This window comes from Halomonas sp. A020, assembly GCF_027943625.1.
GTDB lineage: Bacteria > Pseudomonadota > Gammaproteobacteria > Pseudomonadales > Halomonadaceae > Vreelandella > Vreelandella piezotolerans.
Genome location: NZ_AP022850.1, coordinates 188,573 through 206,798, shown reverse-complemented (window position 1 = coordinate 206,798; position 18,226 = coordinate 188,573). Strand labels below are relative to the sequence as shown.

Below are 18,226 nucleotides of genomic sequence, written 5' to 3'. Positions count from 1 at the left end.
GGGAGTGTGAAGGGCAGCCGTTACAGTGCAGGGAGAGCCAAGGCGCTTGTCTTATCACTCGGTGTTGGCGCCGCAGGCGGCACGCTGTTTCATGTGACCGGGCTGCCGCTGGCCTGGATGTTGGGCCCTCTGGTGGCGAATTTGCTGGTGTCTGCCATAGGGGTGAGCGTAGCGGTGCCCGAGTCGCTACGCAGTGTGTTCCTAGCCGTCATGGGCATGGTACTGGGCAGCCAAGTCACCCCTGAGCTGGCCCAGCGGGTGCTTGATTGGCCCATCTCGGCCATGCTGCTGCTTGCAGGTGTGGCCGCGTCGACCGCCGTGGCGTCTGCCTGGTATCGCCGCTGCGGCTTCGACCCCGTCAGCGCTTGGTTTGGCGCATCACCGGGCGCCATGACCGCGATGATCCTGCTCGGTGAACGGTGCGGCGGCGACCCGCAGCGCATTGCCATTGCACAGTCGCTACGTATCGTGCTGGTGATTCTTTTCCTACCGCCGCTATTTTGGGCTTTCGAGGGCGGAGATGGCACGCTGGGTCCGGCGGCGTCGTCACTCACGGATGGCTGGCTACTGCTCACCATCCCTCTTTTACTTCCGTTGGGTAAGTGGTTGCGCCTGCCAAGCCCTGCGCTGCTCGCTCCCTTGTTAGCCACCGCGCTGCTCTCCGGGCTGGATATGGCGAGTCTCGCCCTGCCAAGCTGGGGTATGAACGTGATGCTCTGGGTGCTTGGTAGCGCCATCGGCTCGCGCTTTCAAGGTATGACGCGGCGGCTACTCGGGCGCTATCTTTGGCAATCGGGGGTGGCGACGTTGCTTGCGCTGGTGGTTCTGGCACTGTTTGCCGAACTCATCCACCAAACCGTGGGGGTAGGGCGCGATGTGGCGCTCTTGGCGCTGGCCCCAGGCGGCATTGGTGAAATGGCGATACTCGCCGTCGCGCTCAACATCGACCCGGTGTTCGTGGCGTTTCATCACCTGCTGCGTATGGTCACACTCATGGTCGTCGCTCCTTTTTGGGCCCGCTGGCTCATGCGTCATCATTCTGACGCTTGACGTCGCGATCATGCTTCTAAGCGTTCTTACGCCGTCCTTTCTTTTATTGCGTCTTGTAAGGAATGTCCATGCTGTCACGTTTGCTCTCGCCGCTGTTCCGCTTTTTCGAGGCGCGCGTCAACCCCTACCCAGAGGGCGAGGTCACCACACCGCCCAAAGGACTGTTGCCGTTCATTTGGCACTTTTCCCGCCCGGTATGGCCGTGGCTGCTGGTGATGTCACTGATCACGGCGGTGGTGTCTGCCGCCGAGGTGGTGTTCTTTAGCTACATGGGCGATTTGGTGGATTGGCTGGGCGGCGTCGAGCGCGCCGACTTTTGGACGAACCACGGTCTCTGGCTGGCGGGTGTGGCGGTGTTAGTGGTGGTGGGGTTGCCGCTGCTGGTGTTGCTGCAGTCGCTGGTGACGCATCAGAGCATTTTCGGCAATTATCCGATGATTGGCCGCTGGCTATCGCATCGCCATATGCTCAGCCAGAGCCTGGCATTTTATCAGGATGAGTTTGCCGGGCGGGTATCGCAAAAAGTGATGCAAACCGCGCTGGCCGTGCGGGAAACCGTCACCAAAGTGATGGATCTGCTGGTGTACGCCATCGTCTATTTTACCGGGGCGGCCATCTTGCTGGGCCGGGCCGATCCGTGGCTACTGCTGCCGCTGGGGCTTTGGCTGGTCGGCTATTTGGGCATCATGCGTTTTTTCGTGCCGCGCCTGAGGGACGTTTCCATGGCCCAAGCGGATGCGCGTGCGCAAATGACCGGTCGCGTGGTGGATAGCTACAGCAACATCCAAACCATCAAGCTGTTTGCCGATACCCAGCGCGAAGAGCGCTATGCCAAAGACGCCATGGAAGGCTTCATGACTACCGTGCATCGCCAGATGCGCCTGGTGACCGTGATGAGCGTCTGCTTGACGCTACTCAACACGCTACTATTGGTTGGCACCGCCGGCATGGCCATCGCTGCCTGGTACATGGAGGCGATCTCGTTGGGCGTGCTGGCCATTGCCGTTGCCCTGGTAATGCGGATTCGCTTCATGTCCGACTGGATTTTGTGGGAGGTTGCCGGGCTGTTCGAAAACATCGGCACGGTGCAGGATGGCATGAACACCATCGCCCAGGAACCGACTGTCAAAGATGCTCCTAATGCCAAAGCATTGTGCGTGCCCAACGGCGAGATCGTCTTCGACGCGTTGCGTTTCCAATATGCCCAGGCAAAAGGGGAGAGCAAAAACGTGTTCGATGGTCTGAGCCTGACCATCAAGCCCGGCGAGAAAATTGGCCTGATTGGCCGCTCTGGGGCCGGGAAATCGACCCTGGCAAACCTGCTGCTGCGCTTTTACGACCTGCAGGGCGGACGCATTCTGATCGATGGTCAAAACATCGCCGAGGTCTCCCAAACTTCGCTACGCCACCAGATCGGCATGGTGACCCAAGATACCTCGCTGTTGCACCGCTCGCTGCGGGACAACATCCGCTACGGCAGCCCTAACGCCAGCGATGAGGACGTCTGGCAGGCGGTGTGCCGCGCCCATGCCGACACGTTCATCAATGATCTGGTCGATCCCAAAGGTCGGCGTGGTCTGGATGCCCACGTGGGAGAGCGGGGCGTCAAACTCTCCGGCGGTCAGCGCCAGCGCATTGCCATTGCCCGAGTGCTGCTCAAGGACGCCCCGATTCTGGTGTTGGACGAAGCCACTTCGGCGCTGGATTCCGAAGTCGAGGCGGCGATTCAAGAGCAATTGGATGCGTTGATGGAGGGCAAAACAGTCATCGCCATTGCCCACCGGCTCTCTACCATCGCCATGCTGGATCGTTTGATCGTGGTGGACGAAGGGCGCATGGTGGAGAGCGGCACCCATCAGGAATTGCTCGCCCGCAATGGTATCTATGCCGGTCTTTGGCAGCGGCAGTCGGGCGGCTTTTTGGGTAACGACCTTGATCCTGATAACAACGCCCTCATTTGAGACTAGACCGGTCGCCTAGTGAAGGCGCTTCAACAGGAGGTAGAGATGCAAACGATTGAGCTTCAACAACCCGGCGGTTTAGATAAATTGAACGTCGTCGACACGGCCGCGCCCGGCGAGCCTGGCCCTGGCGAGATCAAAGTGCGCCTGCACGCCAGCTCGCTGAACTTTCACGACTACGCGGTGGTGGCGGGGATGATCCCCACCGACGACAAGCGCATCCCGATGTCCGACGGCGCGGGCGTGGTGGAGGCCGTGGGCGAAGGCGTTGAGGAGTTTGCCGTGGGCGACGCGGTCGTCTCGACGTTCTTTCCCTACTGGCTGGAAGGCCCGGCACGGGTAGGCGACTTCACCACTACCCCCGGTGATGGCGTCGATGGCTATGCCCGGGAGCAGGTAATTCGACCGGCCACATGGTTCACTCGCCAGCCGATCGGCTACAGCCATGCAGAATCCGCCACGTTGACCACCGCGGGATTGACCGCTTGGCGCGCGCTGGTGGTGGACGGCGGCTTGAAAGCGGGCGATACCGTGCTGGTACTGGGTACCGGCGGGGTGTCGATCTTTGCACTGCAGTTCGCCAAGCTGATGGGGGCTCGAGTGATCGCGACCTCCTCTTCCAATGAGAAGCTGGAGCGCCTGCGTAGCCTCGGCGCGGAGCACACCATCAACTACCGCGAGACACCCGAGTGGGGAAAAGCGGTCAAAGCGTTGACCGACGGCAAAGGCGTGGATCACGTCGTCGAGGTAGGCGGCCCCGGTACGCTGCCGCAATCCATCGATGCCGTGAAGATTGGTGGACACATTTCGCTGATTGGCGTGCTGACCGGCCGCGAGGGAGACATTCCCACTGCAAAACTCATGGCCAAGCAGGCCAAGCTGCAGGGTTTGATCGTCGGTAGCCGTCGCCACCAGATCGAGATGATCGACGCGATCGAAGCGGCGAATTTGAAACCGATCATCGATCGTGAGTTCCCGCTTAGCGAGATTGCCGAGGCGTTTCGTCATCAAGAATCGGGCAAGCACTTTGGTAAAATTTGCCTGACGTTCTGAGCGACGCGATGCACTTTGCGTAAAATGCACGTTGCGTAAAGAGTGAGAAAAGCGCGTCTGCCATGGGCGGACGCGCTTTTTTATTGGCCAGCCGGAGGAAGGCCGTACAAGGGCAGAGACATTACTCTCCTAACCGACTGTAGACCACGCCTTTGACTTCCAACTCCCAGATATCGTCATAGGGTACGGTGACGCCATCCACGTCCCCAGGGTCGCCGGTACTGTTTTTGATGACGGTTTCGGGGATGATCTTCACCCCCATGACACCCACATGTTGGATGCGGCCGCTGAATCGATTGCCCTCCTGCTCAATGAGCACCCGCTCGCCTGCAATGCACTTCGCAAGCTTCTCGTGTAGTTCAGCCATCGTGACATTCACCACGCTCATCGTTGCCTCCTGCGCATCGCTCAAAAGTGAGTTACTTGGCAATAACGACTTTATTCTAGACGATAAGTTCGACTGGCCCCTTGGGAGGAGACTCAGGCATGCTAACCTTAATCTACTTTACCTAACCGAGGCAGACGATGGCGCAGAGCTCAACGAACGCGGCGTTATCGCCATGGAAAGTAGTGTCATTGGATAGCTTTCACACCCCTGAACGCACCCAGGCAAGCCAGTGGCGGCGCAGCTTTCGAGCAGCTACCACTTGGATGGTTGGCCGCGAAGCTTCCGAACGCCAAGCCAAACAAGAGAGCGAGCTACGCGCGCTGCCGGAGGTCAAATTGGCCCACTGGGCGCCCAGTATCGACTGGACACCCGCCGCGCGTGGTTTGGCCCAGTCACTGCAAGCCTATGATGAAGCGCCCATGGTGATGTTCGTTTCGCCACCTCACGGTGGACATGCAGCAGTGGTGCGGCACTGGGCCGCGCAGCGAAGCGTGGAGTGCCTTACTCCTCCTACGCTTCCCGAGCTGCTCGAGGGAAGTACCGTATGGCTCGATCATGTAGCCCCGCGCAAGCGCTGGGCCATCCCCGCCCTCGAGCGCCACTTTCTGCGTCACACCAACGGCTTGCAGGGCGTGCGTGAGCTGGTCGAGCGCTCCCTGAGCGGCCGAATGGGGCAGAGCGTGATTGGCTGCGATAGCTGGACGTATGCCTACTTACAGCACGCCGTAGGCCTTGAGGGCGTGCCGGTGCTCACCCTCCAAGGGCTCGAAGGTGAGCAGCTGGCCCACTATTTTGCCCACCACGTGGATCGAACGGTGCAGGTGTGCCCAACGGTGTACAGCACACGCACGGGGAGGTCGGTGCTCACGAGCGAAAGCGACGATAAGGCGGTTTACAGCGAACTGCAGCGATTGGCCGCGCACTGTCGCGGACATTTGGGCATTGCCTGGCACTACTGGCGCGAGCGGCTGCGAGAGCCATCGGAGGAGAATGCATCGGATGACGGCCAAGAGACGCGCAGCGACACGCAAGAGCTGTGGCTCCTTGATGCGTTGGCCGATGCCGAGCTACCGGCGGATACCGGCGACGTCGCTACCCTGCTGCTTCATACGCTGCTCATACACGGCGGGCTCGATGACCAAGCGTTGAGGTACGTGCTGCCGTTTTCCGATCATGAAGCGTTGAACGCACGATTCTCCTTGGCGCAACGCGGCATTCTGAGCGGTCAGGAGGGGCGTTGGCAGGTGGCGCCGCTGTGCTACGCCAGCGTACGACAATTGCTGGCGTCGCGTAATTATTTGGTAGATCCGCTTTAAGGAGCGTCGATGGACGATCAAGGGCAGTATGCCAAGTTATTTAATGAGCTCGATAGCCAAGCGCTAATCACGCTAGGCATTGTGGTGGGCAGTGCCATCGTATTGATCATTGCCAGCCAGCGCGGTCTCAACTGGCTGGCCAATCGGCTGCATGGTCAGGTGCGCTTTCGCGTCTTTGCGTTGGTACCGCTAACCCGCCTGATCATCCTCATCGTGGCACTGGCCATCGCCGTGCCGATCATCGTCGAGCCGTCGTTGCGTAATATGGTGACGCTGCTAGGTGCCATTGGCTTGGCCATTGGTTTTGCGATGAAAGATTATGTGAGTAGCCTGATTGCTGGCGTCGTCTCAGCGGTCGAGTTGCCATACCGCCCAGGGGACTGGGTCCGGATCGAAGACACTTATGGTGAAGTGAAACACGTGGGCATGCGTACGGTAGAAGTACAAACTCCTGATGACGATCTGGTCGCCGTGCCGCATTTGAAGCTCTGGGACACCGCGATTTACAACGCCAACAATGGTGGCACTAGCCTGCAGTGCGTGGCGAGTTTTTATCTTCACCCCGAGCACGAGGCGGGCTGGGTACGCAAGGCGCTTCGTGACGTGGCGCTGACCAGCGCTTATTTAAAATTCGATGAACCGATCATCGTGGTGGCCGAAGAAAAACCCTGGGGCACTCACTATCGCATCCGCGCGTATCCGGTGGATCCGCGCCAGCAATTTCTCTTCATCACCGATTTGACGGTGCGTGGCAAGGCGGTGCTGAGCGAGGCAGGCGTCACGCCCGCGCTCTTGCCCCCGGATGCAGCGCTCGATGCCCACGGCGCGGAAAATCGATAATGACGGCTTCGACGCTCTATATTGGGTGGGACGTGGGCGGTTGGAATTGCGACCACAATCCCGCCAGCCGCGATGCGTTGGTGGTGTTGGATGACGCACTCCACGTGATCGGCACGCCTTGGCGAGGCAACCTCCGTGAGACGCTGAACGAGGCGACCTCGAGTCGTGATGTGATCCATCGGCTGCTGGCGCTTTGCCAGCACGTGGCCAGCGGCGATGAGCGGGTGGTCATGGCCATCGATACGCCGTTGGCACTCCCTCAGGCGCTCCTAGCGCTCGCACGTGGAGAGGCGGTGGATAGACTGGGCCGCTCCCAAGAAAATCCTTACCTGTATCGGGAAACCGAGCGCTGGCTGTTCGCTCGGGGGATCACGCCGCTGTCTCCCATCAAAGACATGATCGGCAGTCAAGCCACGAAAGGCATGCACTTTCTAGCTCGCTTTGCCCCACACGTCGCGGCCTGCGGGCAGTGGCAATCGAAGGGGGACGAGCTGTGTGTGGTGGAGGGGTATCCATCGCCCGCTAAACGATCGGCTGAATTTGCAGCGCTGCGTCGGCGCGTGTGCATGGCTGAAAGGCTGCACGCCATGCTTCATCAACCAACGCCGAAGCAGCAGGATATCCAGGATGCCTGGCACTGTGCACTACTGGCGTGGAGCTTGGAGCATGCCAAAGGGAGTGTGGCTTGGCCGCCAGCAGAGATGCCAGCGGCGGAAGGGTGGATCTTCGTACCCAAAGATGCGTTAAGCGCCTAACGGCTCAAGCGCTCTCTTCCGGTAGCTCCGCGTTATGGAAGACGTTCTGTACGTCGTCCAGCTCGTTGAGCATATTGAGAAATTTCTCGAACATCGCCACGTCATCGCCTTCGATGGGCGTGGTGGTTTGCGGCAGGAACTGAATCTCGTCGACCTCGAAGTCGATCTCGCCGAACGCATCCAGCAAGGCCTGCTTGGCTTTGGCGTAATCGGTATGGGGAGCAAACACCGTAATACGACCTTCTTCCTGCTCGATATCGGTCACATCCACGTCGGCTTCCATTAGCGCCTCCAGGACGGCTTCTTCATCACTGCCGTTGAAGGAGAAAATAGCGCAGTGGTCGAACATGTGGCTGACGCTGCCTGGCGTGCCGATCTTGCTTTTGGTTTTGGTGAAGCAGCCGCGCACATCGCCAAAGGTACGGTTGGGATTGTCGGTCAGGCAGTCGACGATCACCATGGCGTTGCCAGGGCCAAAGCCTTCGTAGCGCGCCGGTGAAAAATCCTCACCGCCTGCGCCGCTGGCTTTATCCAGGGCCTTGTCGATCACGTGAGAGGGCACCTGGTCTTTCTTGGCGCGCTCCATCAAACCGCGCAGCGCAAGGTTGCCATTGGGATCCGTACCGCCCGCTTTGGCACAGACGTAAATTTCACGTCCATACTTGCTGTAAACCTTGGTTTTCGCAGCGGCCGTTTTGGCCATGGATTCCTTACGGTTTTGAAACGCCCTACCCATATTGAAGTCCTTCATTAGCCATGAAACGCCTGCATGGCAGGCGTCATCGTGTTCAAAAAGGAGAAAATTCTACCCAACAGCGTACCATGCTAACAGCGTTATTTAAGCGTGCGAGGCGTTAATGCGTTGCGTCGAGACGTTACGACGACCGCTAAGATCAAGATAGGCGCTATACCTCTTCTGTCTGGCGTATACTGGCGGCTCATCGAGTGTTCCACGAATTCTTCAGGGAGGAGACCATGCCGCTGACACTATGGCTTTCATTGGCCGCTATTTGTGCGATGGGGGCCATGTCGCCCGGGCCGAGCTTGGCGTTGGTGCTGCGTCATACCTTGGGCGGTGGCCGCGTGCCAGGCATCACGGCGGCTATTTTTCATGCCTTCGGCGTTGGTGTCTACGCGCTGCTGACGGTATTGGGGTTAGGCGCGCTGGTGGTGCGTTTTCCCGAATTGTTTCAGTTGATTACATGGTGCGGCGCAGCGTATTTGGCGTGGCTGGGTATCAAGGCGCTGCGCGCTGGCCGTAGCGGTGCGCTCTCGCCGAGTGCCGTGGCCACGACGCCGCAGCAAGCCGCCAAGGAAGCCGTACTGGTGGCCCTGGGCAATCCCAAGCTGATCATCTTTTTCGTCGCGCTATTGAGCCAGTTCGTGACGCCGGAGATGTCCTTGCTTGCCAAGGCGATCATCGTGGCCACGGCGATTATCATCGATGGTGGCTGGTACGTGCTGGTCGCCGTTGGGCTGTCTCACTCACGGGTATTGCCCTGGCTGCAACGCCACGCGCACTGGATCAATCGGATGACTGGCGTATTGCTGATCGCGCTGGCGCTGCGGGTGGCGGCGGGGCCGATCCTTTGATCACGAGGCTGGTGTCGCCAACGTTGCCGTGGCAAGGTAAAGCGTATGCTGGCAAAGGCATTTTAGAGGCCTGGCGATGACGATTTACGAGCAGGATTGTTATACCCATCAAGGTAAGCCCTTCAATCTGCGCGCTTTGCGTGGGCAGGTATTATTGGTGGTCAATGTGGCCAGCCAGTGCGGTTTTACGCCGCAGTTGAAAGAGCTCGAGGGGCTGTACCAGCGTTACCGGGATCGTGGATTTACCGTGTTGGGCTTCCCCTGTAACCAGTTTGGCCGCCAGTCACCAGAGAGCGCCGAGGCGTTTTGTGCCTTCGGAGAGCAGCAGTTTGGCGTGAGTTTCCCGCTCATGGAGAAAGTGAAGGTCAACGGCGCCGATGCCCACCCGCTGTTCGCACAGCTCAAGCAAGAAGCGCCGGGGGTATTGGGTACCAAGGCCGTAAAGTGGAACTTTACCAAGTTCCTCGTTGGCCGAGATGGCAAAGTAATTGCTCGTTTTGGTCCTAGGGATCGCGGTCTCACGCTACGTTTGGCCCTTGAGGCTGCCCTCGACAAAGAGTAGGCCTAGACGTCCCCGCGAACGACCATGAGACGCTGCATCAGTTCGTTCCAACGGTGGCGTACCATCATGGTCGTCAGCCCCGAAAAGAGCGCCCAGCTTTTGCGCCGCCAACCAGTGAGTTTCATGTTGTGGTTCACGAGCTGCTTCATCAGCTTGTAATCGTCGAACTTTCGCCACTCGCTGGCGACGGAAAGCTGGTGACGTGACATGACGGGTGCTAGCTCCAGGCGCAGCACCCATTCCAGCTCCTTGAGTGACATCGCGTGCTGTTCGATCACTTCGATCATATGGGCGTAGTCGCGCTCGCTGGGCTCACGATCGAGCCAGAGAGGGGCAAGGGCCAGCCATAAATCGCCTCGCTCATCGACTAGCTGCTGTGCATTCATCCAAGATCCCGTCGGCAAGTGGTGGGCAGGGCGCTATCGTGCCCCGAATGGCGGATAAGCTCAAGAGCGGACAGGGCGCGCCGAGACCGCTAGAATACCCTCATTGGTAACTCGGCACCCGCCGTGCCGAATGCGATACTCATCTGATGAAGGGGTCCAACGTGATCATTAAACCGAAAGTGCGCGGCTTTATCTGCACCACCACCCATCCGAAAGGCTGCGAGCAGAACGTGCTCGAGCAAATCGAGGCGACCCGCGCCCGTGGTTTGGATAAACGCCAAGGCCCGAAGAAAGTGCTCGTAATCGGTGCCTCTAGCGGCTACGGCCTAGCGGCACGTATCACCGCCGCCTTTGGTTACGGCGCCGATACCTTGGGCGTGTTTTTCGAAAAGCCGGGCACCGAGAAGAAGCCGGGCACCGCAGGCTGGTACAACAGCGCCGCGTTCGACAAGTTTGCCAAGCAGGAAGGCCTGTACAGCAAATCCATCAACGGTGACGCGTTCTCCCATGAAGCGCGCGACAAAGCCATCGAGCTGATCAAGCAGGATATGGGCGAAATCGATCTCGTGGTCTACTCATTGGCCTCCCCAGTGCGCAAGCTGCCCGACAGCGGCGAGCTGAAGCGCTCTAGCCTGAAGCCGATTGGCGAGACTTACCGCGCCACGGCGATCGACACCAACAAGGACGCTATCATCGAAGCCGAAGTAGAACCGGCGACTCAGGAGGAGATCGACGACACCATTACCGTCATGGGTGGCGAAGATTGGGAACTTTGGATGAGTGCGCTAGATGATGCGGGCGTGTTGGCCAAAGGCGCGCGCAGCGTGGCGTTTAGCTATATCGGTACCGAAATCACATGGCCGATTTACTGGCACGGTGCTCTGGGTAAAGCCAAAGAGGACCTGGATCGCGCGGCAGCGGCCATCGATGCCAAACTCAAAGAGAGCGGGGGCGGTGCCAACGTCGCCGTTCTGAAGTCCGTGGTCACTCAGGCCAGTGCTGCGATCCCGGTGATGCCGCTGTATATCGCCATGGTTTACCGCATCATGAAAGAGCAGGGCCTGCACGAAGGCACCATCGACCAGTTGAACCGCCTGTTCGGCGAGCGTCTTTATTCCGGTGAGCCGGGCGACATGGTCACTGACGATCAGGGGCGCTTGCGGTTGGACGACTGGGAACTGCGCAAGGACGTTCAAAAAGCCTGCCAAGACCTCTGGCCGGAAGTCACGACGGACAACCTCTTCGACATTACCGACTATGCTGGTTATAAGCATGAGTTTTTGAAGCTGTTTGGCTTCGAGCGTGACGACGTGGACTACGATGCCGATGTGAACCCCGAGGTCGAGTTCGATGTCGTAACGCTATAAGCGCAGCGCGACGGGCAGCGCACGCCGACGCGCTATGAATCATCGACCGGACTGGATGAGGTGCTGTATGGATACCCGAGAAAGCAAAACCCCGGAAGAAGAGAAAGAGCACGTGCTGAGCGAACGCGTCCCCGAGGACTTCGAAACCTCTCAACCCCAGCAGCAGCCCGAAGCGAGAAAACCCGCCAATGGTCTCCATAAGATGCTGCCATTGGTCATCGTGGTGATGGGTATCATCGTCGCGGGTATCGTGCTGTTGGGGTTGGGCAACAGCGGCGGCTAACGGCTACGCTATTGTGAAATATTGTGAAAGACATCGCCGGGCTACATGGCCCGGCGATTTGCGTTTGAGCCTCTGGCGTGACGCGCTGAGGATGGCCAGAGTAAACATGTCAATTTGATGTTTGTAATCTTTTGCGCCTATCTCCTGCTAAAAGACCGTTAATTTAAGTACAACGTTGTCGATTTTTGCCTTTTTGCTTTGCATTTATGCGCGCTGGTTCACTAGTTTGCAAAGTGTACTTCAGTACAGAAGTGCTTTGGGAAAAGTGCTTTAGGAAATTAGGTACTTCAGCGAAAGGAGCAAAGGTATGAAACGGACAGCACTCGCAGTCGCCATTGGAATGGTATGTGCCAGCTTCTCAGGCGTCGCCTTGGCACAAAATGATGACCAAACAGACCCATCGACCGCCAGGGACATGTCGCAACAGCGACAGAACGAGGTGGCCGAGCAGCAGCGTCGAGATGGCCAGACCCAAGATGGCAGCGAAACGATGGACGTCACGGTCGATCAAGCGCCAGCGGACGTGCAGGTTCAGCAGGAGTCTCCCAACATCAAAGTGGAGCAGTCCAAGCCCGATGTCACTATCGAGCAGCCTAAACCTGAAGTGACCATCGAGCAGCCGGAACCAGACGTGACGGTCGAAGAAGCAGAGCCGAACGTGACGGTCGAGCAGCAGGGCGAGCCCGATGTCTCCATCGAGCAGGCCGATAATGCTGAGGTAGAGGTAAACCGGGCCGAGGACGAGCGTGATGGCTCACAGCAGTCAGCTCAGCAAAACCAAAATCAAAGCCAACAAGTAGTGCGAGAAGACGTTCAGCAGGACGAGCAGGGTCATTCGCTGATGTCGGAGCGCGCACGTGATCTGGAGGGCATGACCGTCGTTAACCAGCAGGGAGACGAAGTGGGTGACATCCAGCACATTGCGCGTCATCAAGAGAGCGGTGAGCTATTCGCGATTGTCGCGATTGGCGGTTTTTGGGGTTTTGGTGCAAGTGATGTCGCGCTTCCCGTCAAAGAGATGCAGCGTGAAGAGGACCAACTGGTCGTCAATACCGATTATGGTAGCGAGGAGATCGAGGCCTCTGCGGACGAATATCGCGAAAGCGATTACCAAATCATCGATAACCAGACGGCGCTCTCAGACGCCGAAGAGAATGCCTAACGTGACTTCGCTACACCCCTGCGACGCCTTTTTTTAGATAGCGACAGCAGGCGCTGCCTTCATTGGCACAATTGGGTAAGATGTCGTTTACACCCACGACCCAGTTAGCCAGCGGCGGTTTTCATGCAGCGCGATAGGCAGCATAGCGAAGTCACATGCATTCCAATACGTTAACGCCACCTAGCCACCGCAGGCGGGTGGCGTTTGTGTTGCTTCCCGGGTTTTCTCTGTTGGCTCACGCCAGCGCTATCGAACCGCTACAGATGGCAAATCAGCTTAGCGGTCACATGCTCTATCATACCGTGACCCTCAGTTTGGATGACGAGCCCGTGCGCAGCGGCGCGCAGCTTTCGCTCCTGGCGCAGCACACGCTGAGCGCACCCCTTGGGCCGATGGATCTGCTTTTCATATGTGCACCGACGCCACTTCCCTACGCACTACCCGCAAAGCTGAATGAGTGGCTGCGTAGTCACCAAGGGCGAGGCGTCGCCTTTGGGGGGCTGGCGGGCGGCACCGAAGTATTGGCCCGTTGTGGTCTGCTTGAGGGCTACCGCGCGACGCTTCCTTGGCAGCGTTTTGACGCCTTTGCCCAGGCGTACCCTCAAGTCACACTCTCACAGCAGCTGTTCGAAATCGATCGCGACCGCCTGACCTGCGCAGGCGGCACCGCCGCGATGGACATGATGCTTACGCTGATTGGTAAGCATCACGGTCCGCGCTTGGCCGAGCAGGTCTCCGAACAGTTCGTCTGCGACCGTATTCGACTGGCCGATGAGCGCCAGCACGTACCTTTGCGCAGCCGCTTGGGGCACGCGCCACAAAGCCTCGTGGATGCGGTGACGCTGATGGAGGCCAATATCGAAGAGCCGCTCTCGACGTTGGAACTCTCTGAGCATCTGGGAATTTCCAGGCGGCAGTTAGAGCGGCTATTCAAGAAGTACTTACAGGCAGTGCCCAGCCGCTACTACCTGGATTTACGTTTACAGGAAGCACGCAAGCAGCTGCGTGAGAGCGACCGGGCGGTGGGCGAGATTGCCTTTGCCACCGGATTTTCGTCGGGTGCACACTTCTCGACGGCTTATCGACACCACTTTGGCATGACACCCCGAGAAGAGCGTCTTGGGTAACGCACTATGTCAGGGTGTCCACAATGCCGCCCTCGACACGCAGTGCGGCGCCGGTCGTGGCACTTGCCTGGGGCGAAGCAGCATAGACGCTCATATGGGCGACTTCTTCAGGAGTGGCCAAACGCTGAATGATCGACGACGGACGGTTCTCTCGAACGAAACGCGCTTCGACATCCTGTTGTGAGGTGCCCTCTTGCTGAGCGATATCGCTGAGCATGTTCAATACACCCTCCGAGCGTGTGGGCCCTGGCAGAATGGCATTGACCGTCACCTGAGAGCCGCTCAATACTTTCGCCAGGCCGCGTGAAATGGACAGCAATGCAGACTTCGTCATGCCGTAGTGGACCATTTCGCTGGGAATGTTGATACCAGATTCGCTTGATACGAACTGAATGCGTCCCCAATCGCGCTCGCGCATGCCTTTGGCGTAATGGCGTGACAAGCGAACGGCGCTCATGATGTTAACATCGAAAAACTGTTGCCAAGTGGCGTCATCCACGTCGAAAAAGTCTTGCGGGCCGAATATCCCGACGTTGTTAATGAGGATGTCGGTATCGGGCTGCTGGTCGATCAACGTCTGACACCCTTCTGCAGTACCCAAATCGGCAGCCACCCCGGTGACGCGAGCTTGTGGGTAGCGCTTTTTGACCGCCTCGATGGCGTCATCCACCCGTTGCTGCGTTCGCCCAGTAATGACGATGTCGGCCCCTGCGTGAGCCAATCCTTCTGCAATGGCATAGCCGATACCAGCGGTGGATCCCGTGATAATGGCACGTTTGCCGCTCAGATCGATCTTCATGATTACGCTCCTTGGGTCAAAAATATCCGTACTGCGCCATAAAGCGCGGGTCATTACCCTTTACTTACTATGGGGGGCTTCGGCCATTCTTCAAGGTGATACGATCAACGGCAGGCGCACGTCGCTATTCGTAATTTACCGTCCCAATACTGAAAGCAGGGCGCCCATTGCCCCCCGTATACTGAATCCACTGTTTACTCCACTGGAGGTATCGTTCCATGAGCCACACCCCGAACCGTCAAGACTTCGACCACTACATGGCGCCCAACTACGCGCCGCAGCAGATTATTCCGGTACGTGGTGAAGGCAGCCGCTTGTGGGACCAAGAAGGCCGCGAGTACATCGATTTCGCTGGCGGTATTGCGGTGAACTCCCTGGGTCACTGCCATCCGGTGCTGGTCAACGCGCTAAAAGAGCAGGGCGAAAAGCTTTGGCATCTTTCCAACGTATTCACCAACGAACCGGCGTTAAAGCTGGCCAAAACTCTCACCGAGCGCACGTTCGCCGATAAAGTGTTCCTGTGCTCCTCTGGCGGTGAAGCCAACGAAGCCGCATTAAAGCTGGCCCGCCGCTGGGCGGTCGACCACTACGGTGAGCACAAAGACAAAATCATCTCGTTCTACCAATCGTTCCATGGCCGCACCTTCTTTACCGTCAGTGTCGGCGGCCAGCCCAAGTACTCCCAAGGCTTTGGCCCAGTACCGGGCGGCATTCTGCACGCCAACTTCAACGACCTGGAGAGCGTGCGCAAGCTCGTGGGCGACGATACCTGCGCCATCATGGTCGAGCCGATGCAGGGCGAAGGCGGCATCGTACCCGCCACTCAGGAATTCTTGCAGGGCCTGCGCAATCTGTGTGACGAGCACAATGCGCTGCTGATTTTCGATGAAGTTCAAACTGGCGTTGGCCGTAGCGGCGAGCTGTATGCTTATAAAAATTTCGGCATCACGCCAGACATACTCACCAGCGCTAAATCGCTGGGCGGCGGCTTCCCGATTGGCGCCACGCTGACCACCGATGCCATCGCCAAGTCGCTGGCCATCGGTACCCACGGCTCTACCTACGGCGGCAACGCGCTGGCCTCTGCGGTGGCGCTGGCGGCGGTCGAGTTCATCGATACGACCGAGGTGCTGCAGGGGGTCAAACATCGTCACGATCTGTTCCGCGAGCATCTGGAAACCATCAACCGCAAACACGGCGTTTTCAAAGAGATCCGCGGCATGGGCATGCTGATGGGGGCCCAGATGTCGGACGCTTTCGAAGGCCGCGCCAAAGATATTCTGCCGTTGGCGATCGAAGAGGGCTTGATGGCGCTGATTGCAGGCCCCAACGTGCTGCGTATGGCGCCCTCGCTGGTGATTCCCGAGGAAGACATCGCCGAGGGCATGGCGCGTCTCGAGCGTGCCATCGAGCGACTTGTCGCTAGCGCATGAGTCAGGCGCAAGTCACACAAGAGGGGGCGTTAACTATGTTGGTAATCCGACCGGTCACGCTGGCTGACCTTCCCGCCTTGGAGCAATTGGCAGAGCATGCGGTGCCTCGGCTTACCAACCTGCCCGCCAATCGGGATCGCCTCGAGGAGCGCATCGTGCGCTCCCAAGAAGCATTCGAGAGCGAGATCGAGTACCCCGGTAACGAGCACTATATGTTCGTGCTGGCGGACGATAGCCGCAACGAGGTGCTGGGGACGGCCACCATCCGCGCCCAGGCGGGGGCTGCCGAGGCCTACTACACCTACCGCCAAGAGACGCTGATTCACGCATCGCAGCAGCTCAACGTGCGTCGTGAGGTGCAAACACTGGCGCTCTCTCATGAAGCCTCGGATGCCACACTGCTCTGTGCACTGTCGCTCGACCCGCGCTACAAGGGCACCAGCGCCGAGAGCCTTCTGCGCCGGGCGCGGCTGATGTTCATCGCCCAGTATCCGGAGCGCTTCTCACGGATTCTGGCGGTGGCTTTTCCCGGCTTTTTGGATAGCCAGAATGAATCTCCCTTTTGGGAGAGCGTGGGCCGCCACTTTTTTGCCCGCAGCTTCCAAGAAATGAATCACATAGCGGGCGTGCGCTCAAAGAGCTTCATTGCCGAGGTGATGCCGCAATTCCCGCTCTATTTGCCACTGCTCACGCCCCAGGCCCGTGCTGCCATTGGCCGCGAGCATCCTGCCCATGAAGAGGCGCTGGGCGAAATGCTGGCCGAAGGGTTCGTGCGCTCCCGACACGTGGATATTTTCGATGCAGGCCCCATCGTCAAAGCTGAGCGCGAGCGCCTGGAAACCTTCCGCCGCGCCGCTTGGCACCCGGTACGGATACGCCCCGAGCACGCGCTACCCGATGCCGAACCGGCGATGATTGCCAATCAAACGCTGAGTGATTTCCGATGCATCGTCGCGCGCTACGCGCTCTCGCCCACGGGGCAGCTGATGCTCTCGCCGCAGCATGCCGCGCGTTTGGGCGTCGAAGAGGGACGGGCGGTGCTGGCCGCGCCGCTGAGTCTGCCCAGCGCCGTGGACGCGCTCGATGAAGGAGAGATGTAATGCGCATTCGACCCATTGCCCGTGATGATCTGGATGGGCTCCAGGCACTTGCGCAGCAGGCAGGCGTTGGTTTTACCTCCTTGCCGGATAACCGCGAGTTTTTGGCCGGTAAAATCGAGTCCGCCGCCCGCGCCTTCGAAGAGCGCACGCCGGTAGACGACCGTCTCTACTTCTTCGTATTGGAAGACGAGACTAATGGTGAACTGGCGGGCTGCTGTGCCATTGAGGGCCAAGTAGGGCGGGAAGTGCCGTTCTATAACTACCGGTTGGGTACGCTGGCGCACTCGTCGGTACAGCTCGATCTGCATCGCACCATCGACACGCTATTCTTGAGCTCCGACCACACCGGCGACGCCGAAGTGTGTTCGCTGTTTCTGCGTCCGGAGTATCGCGGCGAGGCCAACAAGCACCTGCGTAACGGGGCGCTGCTTTCCAAAGCGCGCTGGCTGTTCATTGCCCAGTTTCGCGACCGCTTTCCGCAGAAAGTGCTGGCCGAGATGCGCGGTGTGTTCGACGAGAACAACGTTAGTCCCTTCTGGGAGAGCCTGGGGAAACACTTCTTCCCCATGGATTTCAACGAAGCCGACCGCTTGACCGGCCTGGGCCAGAAGAGCTTCATCGGTGAGCTGATGCCCAAGTTCCCGATCTACACCACCTTCATGTCGGAAGAGGCGCGGGCGTGTATCGGGCAGGTGCACCGTCACACCCGGCCAGCGCTGGAGATGCTTAAAAAAGAGGGGCTGCGCTGGGAAGGCTATATCGACATTTTCGATGGTGGCCCCACAGTGGAGGCCTACATCGATGACGTGCGGGCGATTCGCAACTCGCAGCTTTATCAGGTGGAAGTCTCCTCTAACGCGCCGCAAGAGAGCGTTAGCCGCTGGCTGGCGGCATCTACCCAGATGCTGAACTTTACCGCGAGCTGGATCGGCCGTGGCCCTGCCGACAGTAGCACGATCGTGCTCACCACCGATGAGGCCGATCGGCTAGGGGTTTCCACCGGCGACGCCGTTCGCCTGCTGGAAACCTAACATGAACGCCTGGAACGTCC

At 58.9% G+C, this 18,226-nt stretch carries 19 protein-coding genes; 15 read left to right on the top strand and 4 right to left on the bottom strand.

Going from position 1 to position 18,226, the window contains the following annotated elements; all coding sequences use genetic code 11:
• Positions 1-6: 6 nt before the first annotated feature.
• The 3 genes from FRH_RS00985 to FRH_RS00975 all read left to right on the top strand — a co-directional run bounded on the left by FRH_RS00985 (position 7) and on the right by FRH_RS00975 (position 4,064).
• Positions 7-1,050 (top strand): AbrB family transcriptional regulator, encoded by a 1,044-nt coding sequence (locus FRH_RS00985; RefSeq protein WP_281997572.1) that lies wholly within the window; start codon positions 7-9, stop codon positions 1,048-1,050.
• 68 nt (positions 1,051-1,118) lie between these two features.
• Positions 1,119-3,011 (top strand): ABC transporter ATP-binding protein, encoded by a 1,893-nt coding sequence (locus FRH_RS00980; protein WP_281997571.1) that lies wholly within the window; start codon positions 1,119-1,121, stop codon positions 3,009-3,011.
• Between the two features lie 45 nt (positions 3,012-3,056).
• The gene (locus FRH_RS00975) at positions 3,057-4,064 is read left to right on the top strand and encodes an NAD(P)-dependent alcohol dehydrogenase (RefSeq protein WP_239297207.1); all 1,008 of its coding nucleotides are present in this window, start codon (positions 3,057-3,059) and stop codon (positions 4,062-4,064) included.
• A 121-nt stretch (positions 4,065-4,185) separates the two neighbouring features.
• Here FRH_RS00975 and FRH_RS00970 read toward each other — a convergent pair whose 3' ends face one another.
• Complete coding sequence (locus FRH_RS00970) at positions 4,186-4,452, bottom strand: hypothetical protein (protein ID WP_139526604.1); 267 nt, start codon at positions 4,450-4,452, stop codon at positions 4,186-4,188.
• A 137-nt stretch (positions 4,453-4,589) separates the two neighbouring features.
• Between FRH_RS00970 and FRH_RS00965 the strand changes: the two genes are divergently transcribed.
• From FRH_RS00965 to FRH_RS00955, 3 genes are read left to right on the top strand one after another with little or no spacing between them, the layout of a single operon-like run.
• Positions 4,590-5,768, top strand: coding sequence for a hypothetical protein (locus tag FRH_RS00965; protein WP_281997570.1), 1,179 nt, complete (start codon positions 4,590-4,592; stop codon positions 5,766-5,768).
• A 9-nt stretch (positions 5,769-5,777) separates the two neighbouring features.
• Positions 5,778-6,608, top strand: coding sequence for a mechanosensitive ion channel domain-containing protein (locus FRH_RS00960; protein WP_281997569.1), 831 nt, complete (start codon positions 5,778-5,780; stop codon positions 6,606-6,608).
• On the top strand, positions 6,608-7,363 hold the full coding sequence (locus FRH_RS00955) for a DUF429 domain-containing protein (protein ID WP_281997568.1): 756 nt from the start codon (positions 6,608-6,610) through the stop codon (positions 7,361-7,363). Before FRH_RS00960 ends, FRH_RS00955 begins: the two co-directional genes overlap by 1 nt.
• Before the next feature lie 4 nt (positions 7,364-7,367).
• On the opposite strand, the gene FRH_RS00950 is transcribed toward FRH_RS00955, so the two are convergent.
• The gene (locus FRH_RS00950) at positions 7,368-8,099 is read right to left on the bottom strand and encodes a YebC/PmpR family DNA-binding transcriptional regulator (RefSeq protein WP_139526911.1); all 732 of its coding nucleotides are present in this window, start codon (positions 8,097-8,099) and stop codon (positions 7,368-7,370) included.
• 239 nt (positions 8,100-8,338) lie between these two features.
• Between FRH_RS00950 and FRH_RS00945 the strand changes: the two genes are divergently transcribed.
• Both FRH_RS00945 and FRH_RS00940 read left to right on the top strand, forming a co-directional pair.
• A complete protein-coding gene (locus FRH_RS00945; RefSeq protein ID WP_139526607.1) occupies positions 8,339-8,956 on the top strand; it encodes a LysE family translocator in 618 nt (205 codons plus the stop codon).
• A 76-nt stretch (positions 8,957-9,032) separates the two neighbouring features.
• Positions 9,033-9,518, top strand: a complete 486-nt coding sequence (locus tag FRH_RS00940) for a glutathione peroxidase (protein ID WP_139526608.1) — start codon at positions 9,033-9,035, stop codon at positions 9,516-9,518.
• Positions 9,519-9,520: 2 nt separating this feature from the next.
• Here FRH_RS00940 and FRH_RS00935 read toward each other — a convergent pair whose 3' ends face one another.
• Positions 9,521-9,904 (bottom strand): hypothetical protein, encoded by a 384-nt coding sequence (locus FRH_RS00935; RefSeq protein WP_153842658.1) that lies wholly within the window; start codon positions 9,902-9,904, stop codon positions 9,521-9,523.
• 161 nt (positions 9,905-10,065) lie between these two features.
• Between FRH_RS00935 and fabV the strand changes: the two genes are divergently transcribed.
• The 4 genes from fabV to FRH_RS00915 all read left to right on the top strand — a co-directional run bounded on the left by fabV (position 10,066) and on the right by FRH_RS00915 (position 13,843).
• Entirely contained in the window at positions 10,066-11,271 is a 1,206-nt protein-coding gene (gene fabV, locus FRH_RS00930) for an enoyl-ACP reductase FabV (RefSeq protein ID WP_153842659.1), read from the top strand.
• Positions 11,272-11,338: 67 nt separating this feature from the next.
• On the top strand, positions 11,339-11,554 hold the full coding sequence (locus FRH_RS00925; RefSeq protein ID WP_139526611.1) for a hypothetical protein: 216 nt from the start codon (positions 11,339-11,341) through the stop codon (positions 11,552-11,554).
• Between the two features lie 307 nt (positions 11,555-11,861).
• Complete coding sequence (locus FRH_RS00920) at positions 11,862-12,716, top strand: PRC-barrel domain-containing protein (RefSeq protein WP_139526612.1); 855 nt, start codon at positions 11,862-11,864, stop codon at positions 12,714-12,716.
• A 155-nt stretch (positions 12,717-12,871) separates the two neighbouring features.
• Positions 12,872-13,843, top strand: a complete 972-nt coding sequence (locus FRH_RS00915; RefSeq protein ID WP_176558231.1) for a GlxA family transcriptional regulator — start codon at positions 12,872-12,874, stop codon at positions 13,841-13,843.
• Between the two features lie 4 nt (positions 13,844-13,847).
• Here the strand turns inward: FRH_RS00915 and FRH_RS00910 are convergent, their stop codons facing one another.
• A complete protein-coding gene (locus FRH_RS00910) occupies positions 13,848-14,642 on the bottom strand; it encodes an SDR family oxidoreductase (RefSeq protein WP_153842660.1) in 795 nt (264 codons plus the stop codon).
• 218 nt (positions 14,643-14,860) lie between these two features.
• Between FRH_RS00910 and FRH_RS00905 the strand changes: the two genes are divergently transcribed.
• From FRH_RS00905 to astA, 3 genes are read left to right on the top strand one after another with little or no spacing between them, the layout of a single operon-like run.
• Positions 14,861-16,075: an aspartate aminotransferase family protein gene (locus tag FRH_RS00905; RefSeq protein ID WP_281997567.1), complete on the top strand. Its 1,215-nt coding sequence runs from the start codon at positions 14,861-14,863 to the stop codon at positions 16,073-16,075.
• A gap of 35 nt (positions 16,076-16,110) precedes the next feature.
• The gene (locus FRH_RS00900; protein WP_153842662.1) at positions 16,111-17,175 is read left to right on the top strand and encodes an arginine N-succinyltransferase; all 1,065 of its coding nucleotides are present in this window, start codon (positions 16,111-16,113) and stop codon (positions 17,173-17,175) included.
• The gene (gene astA / locus FRH_RS00895) at positions 17,175-18,206 is read left to right on the top strand and encodes an arginine N-succinyltransferase (RefSeq protein WP_044629254.1); all 1,032 of its coding nucleotides are present in this window, start codon (positions 17,175-17,177) and stop codon (positions 18,204-18,206) included. The genes FRH_RS00900 and astA overlap by 1 nt, the downstream gene beginning before the upstream one ends.
• Positions 18,207-18,226: the final 20 nt, after the last annotated feature.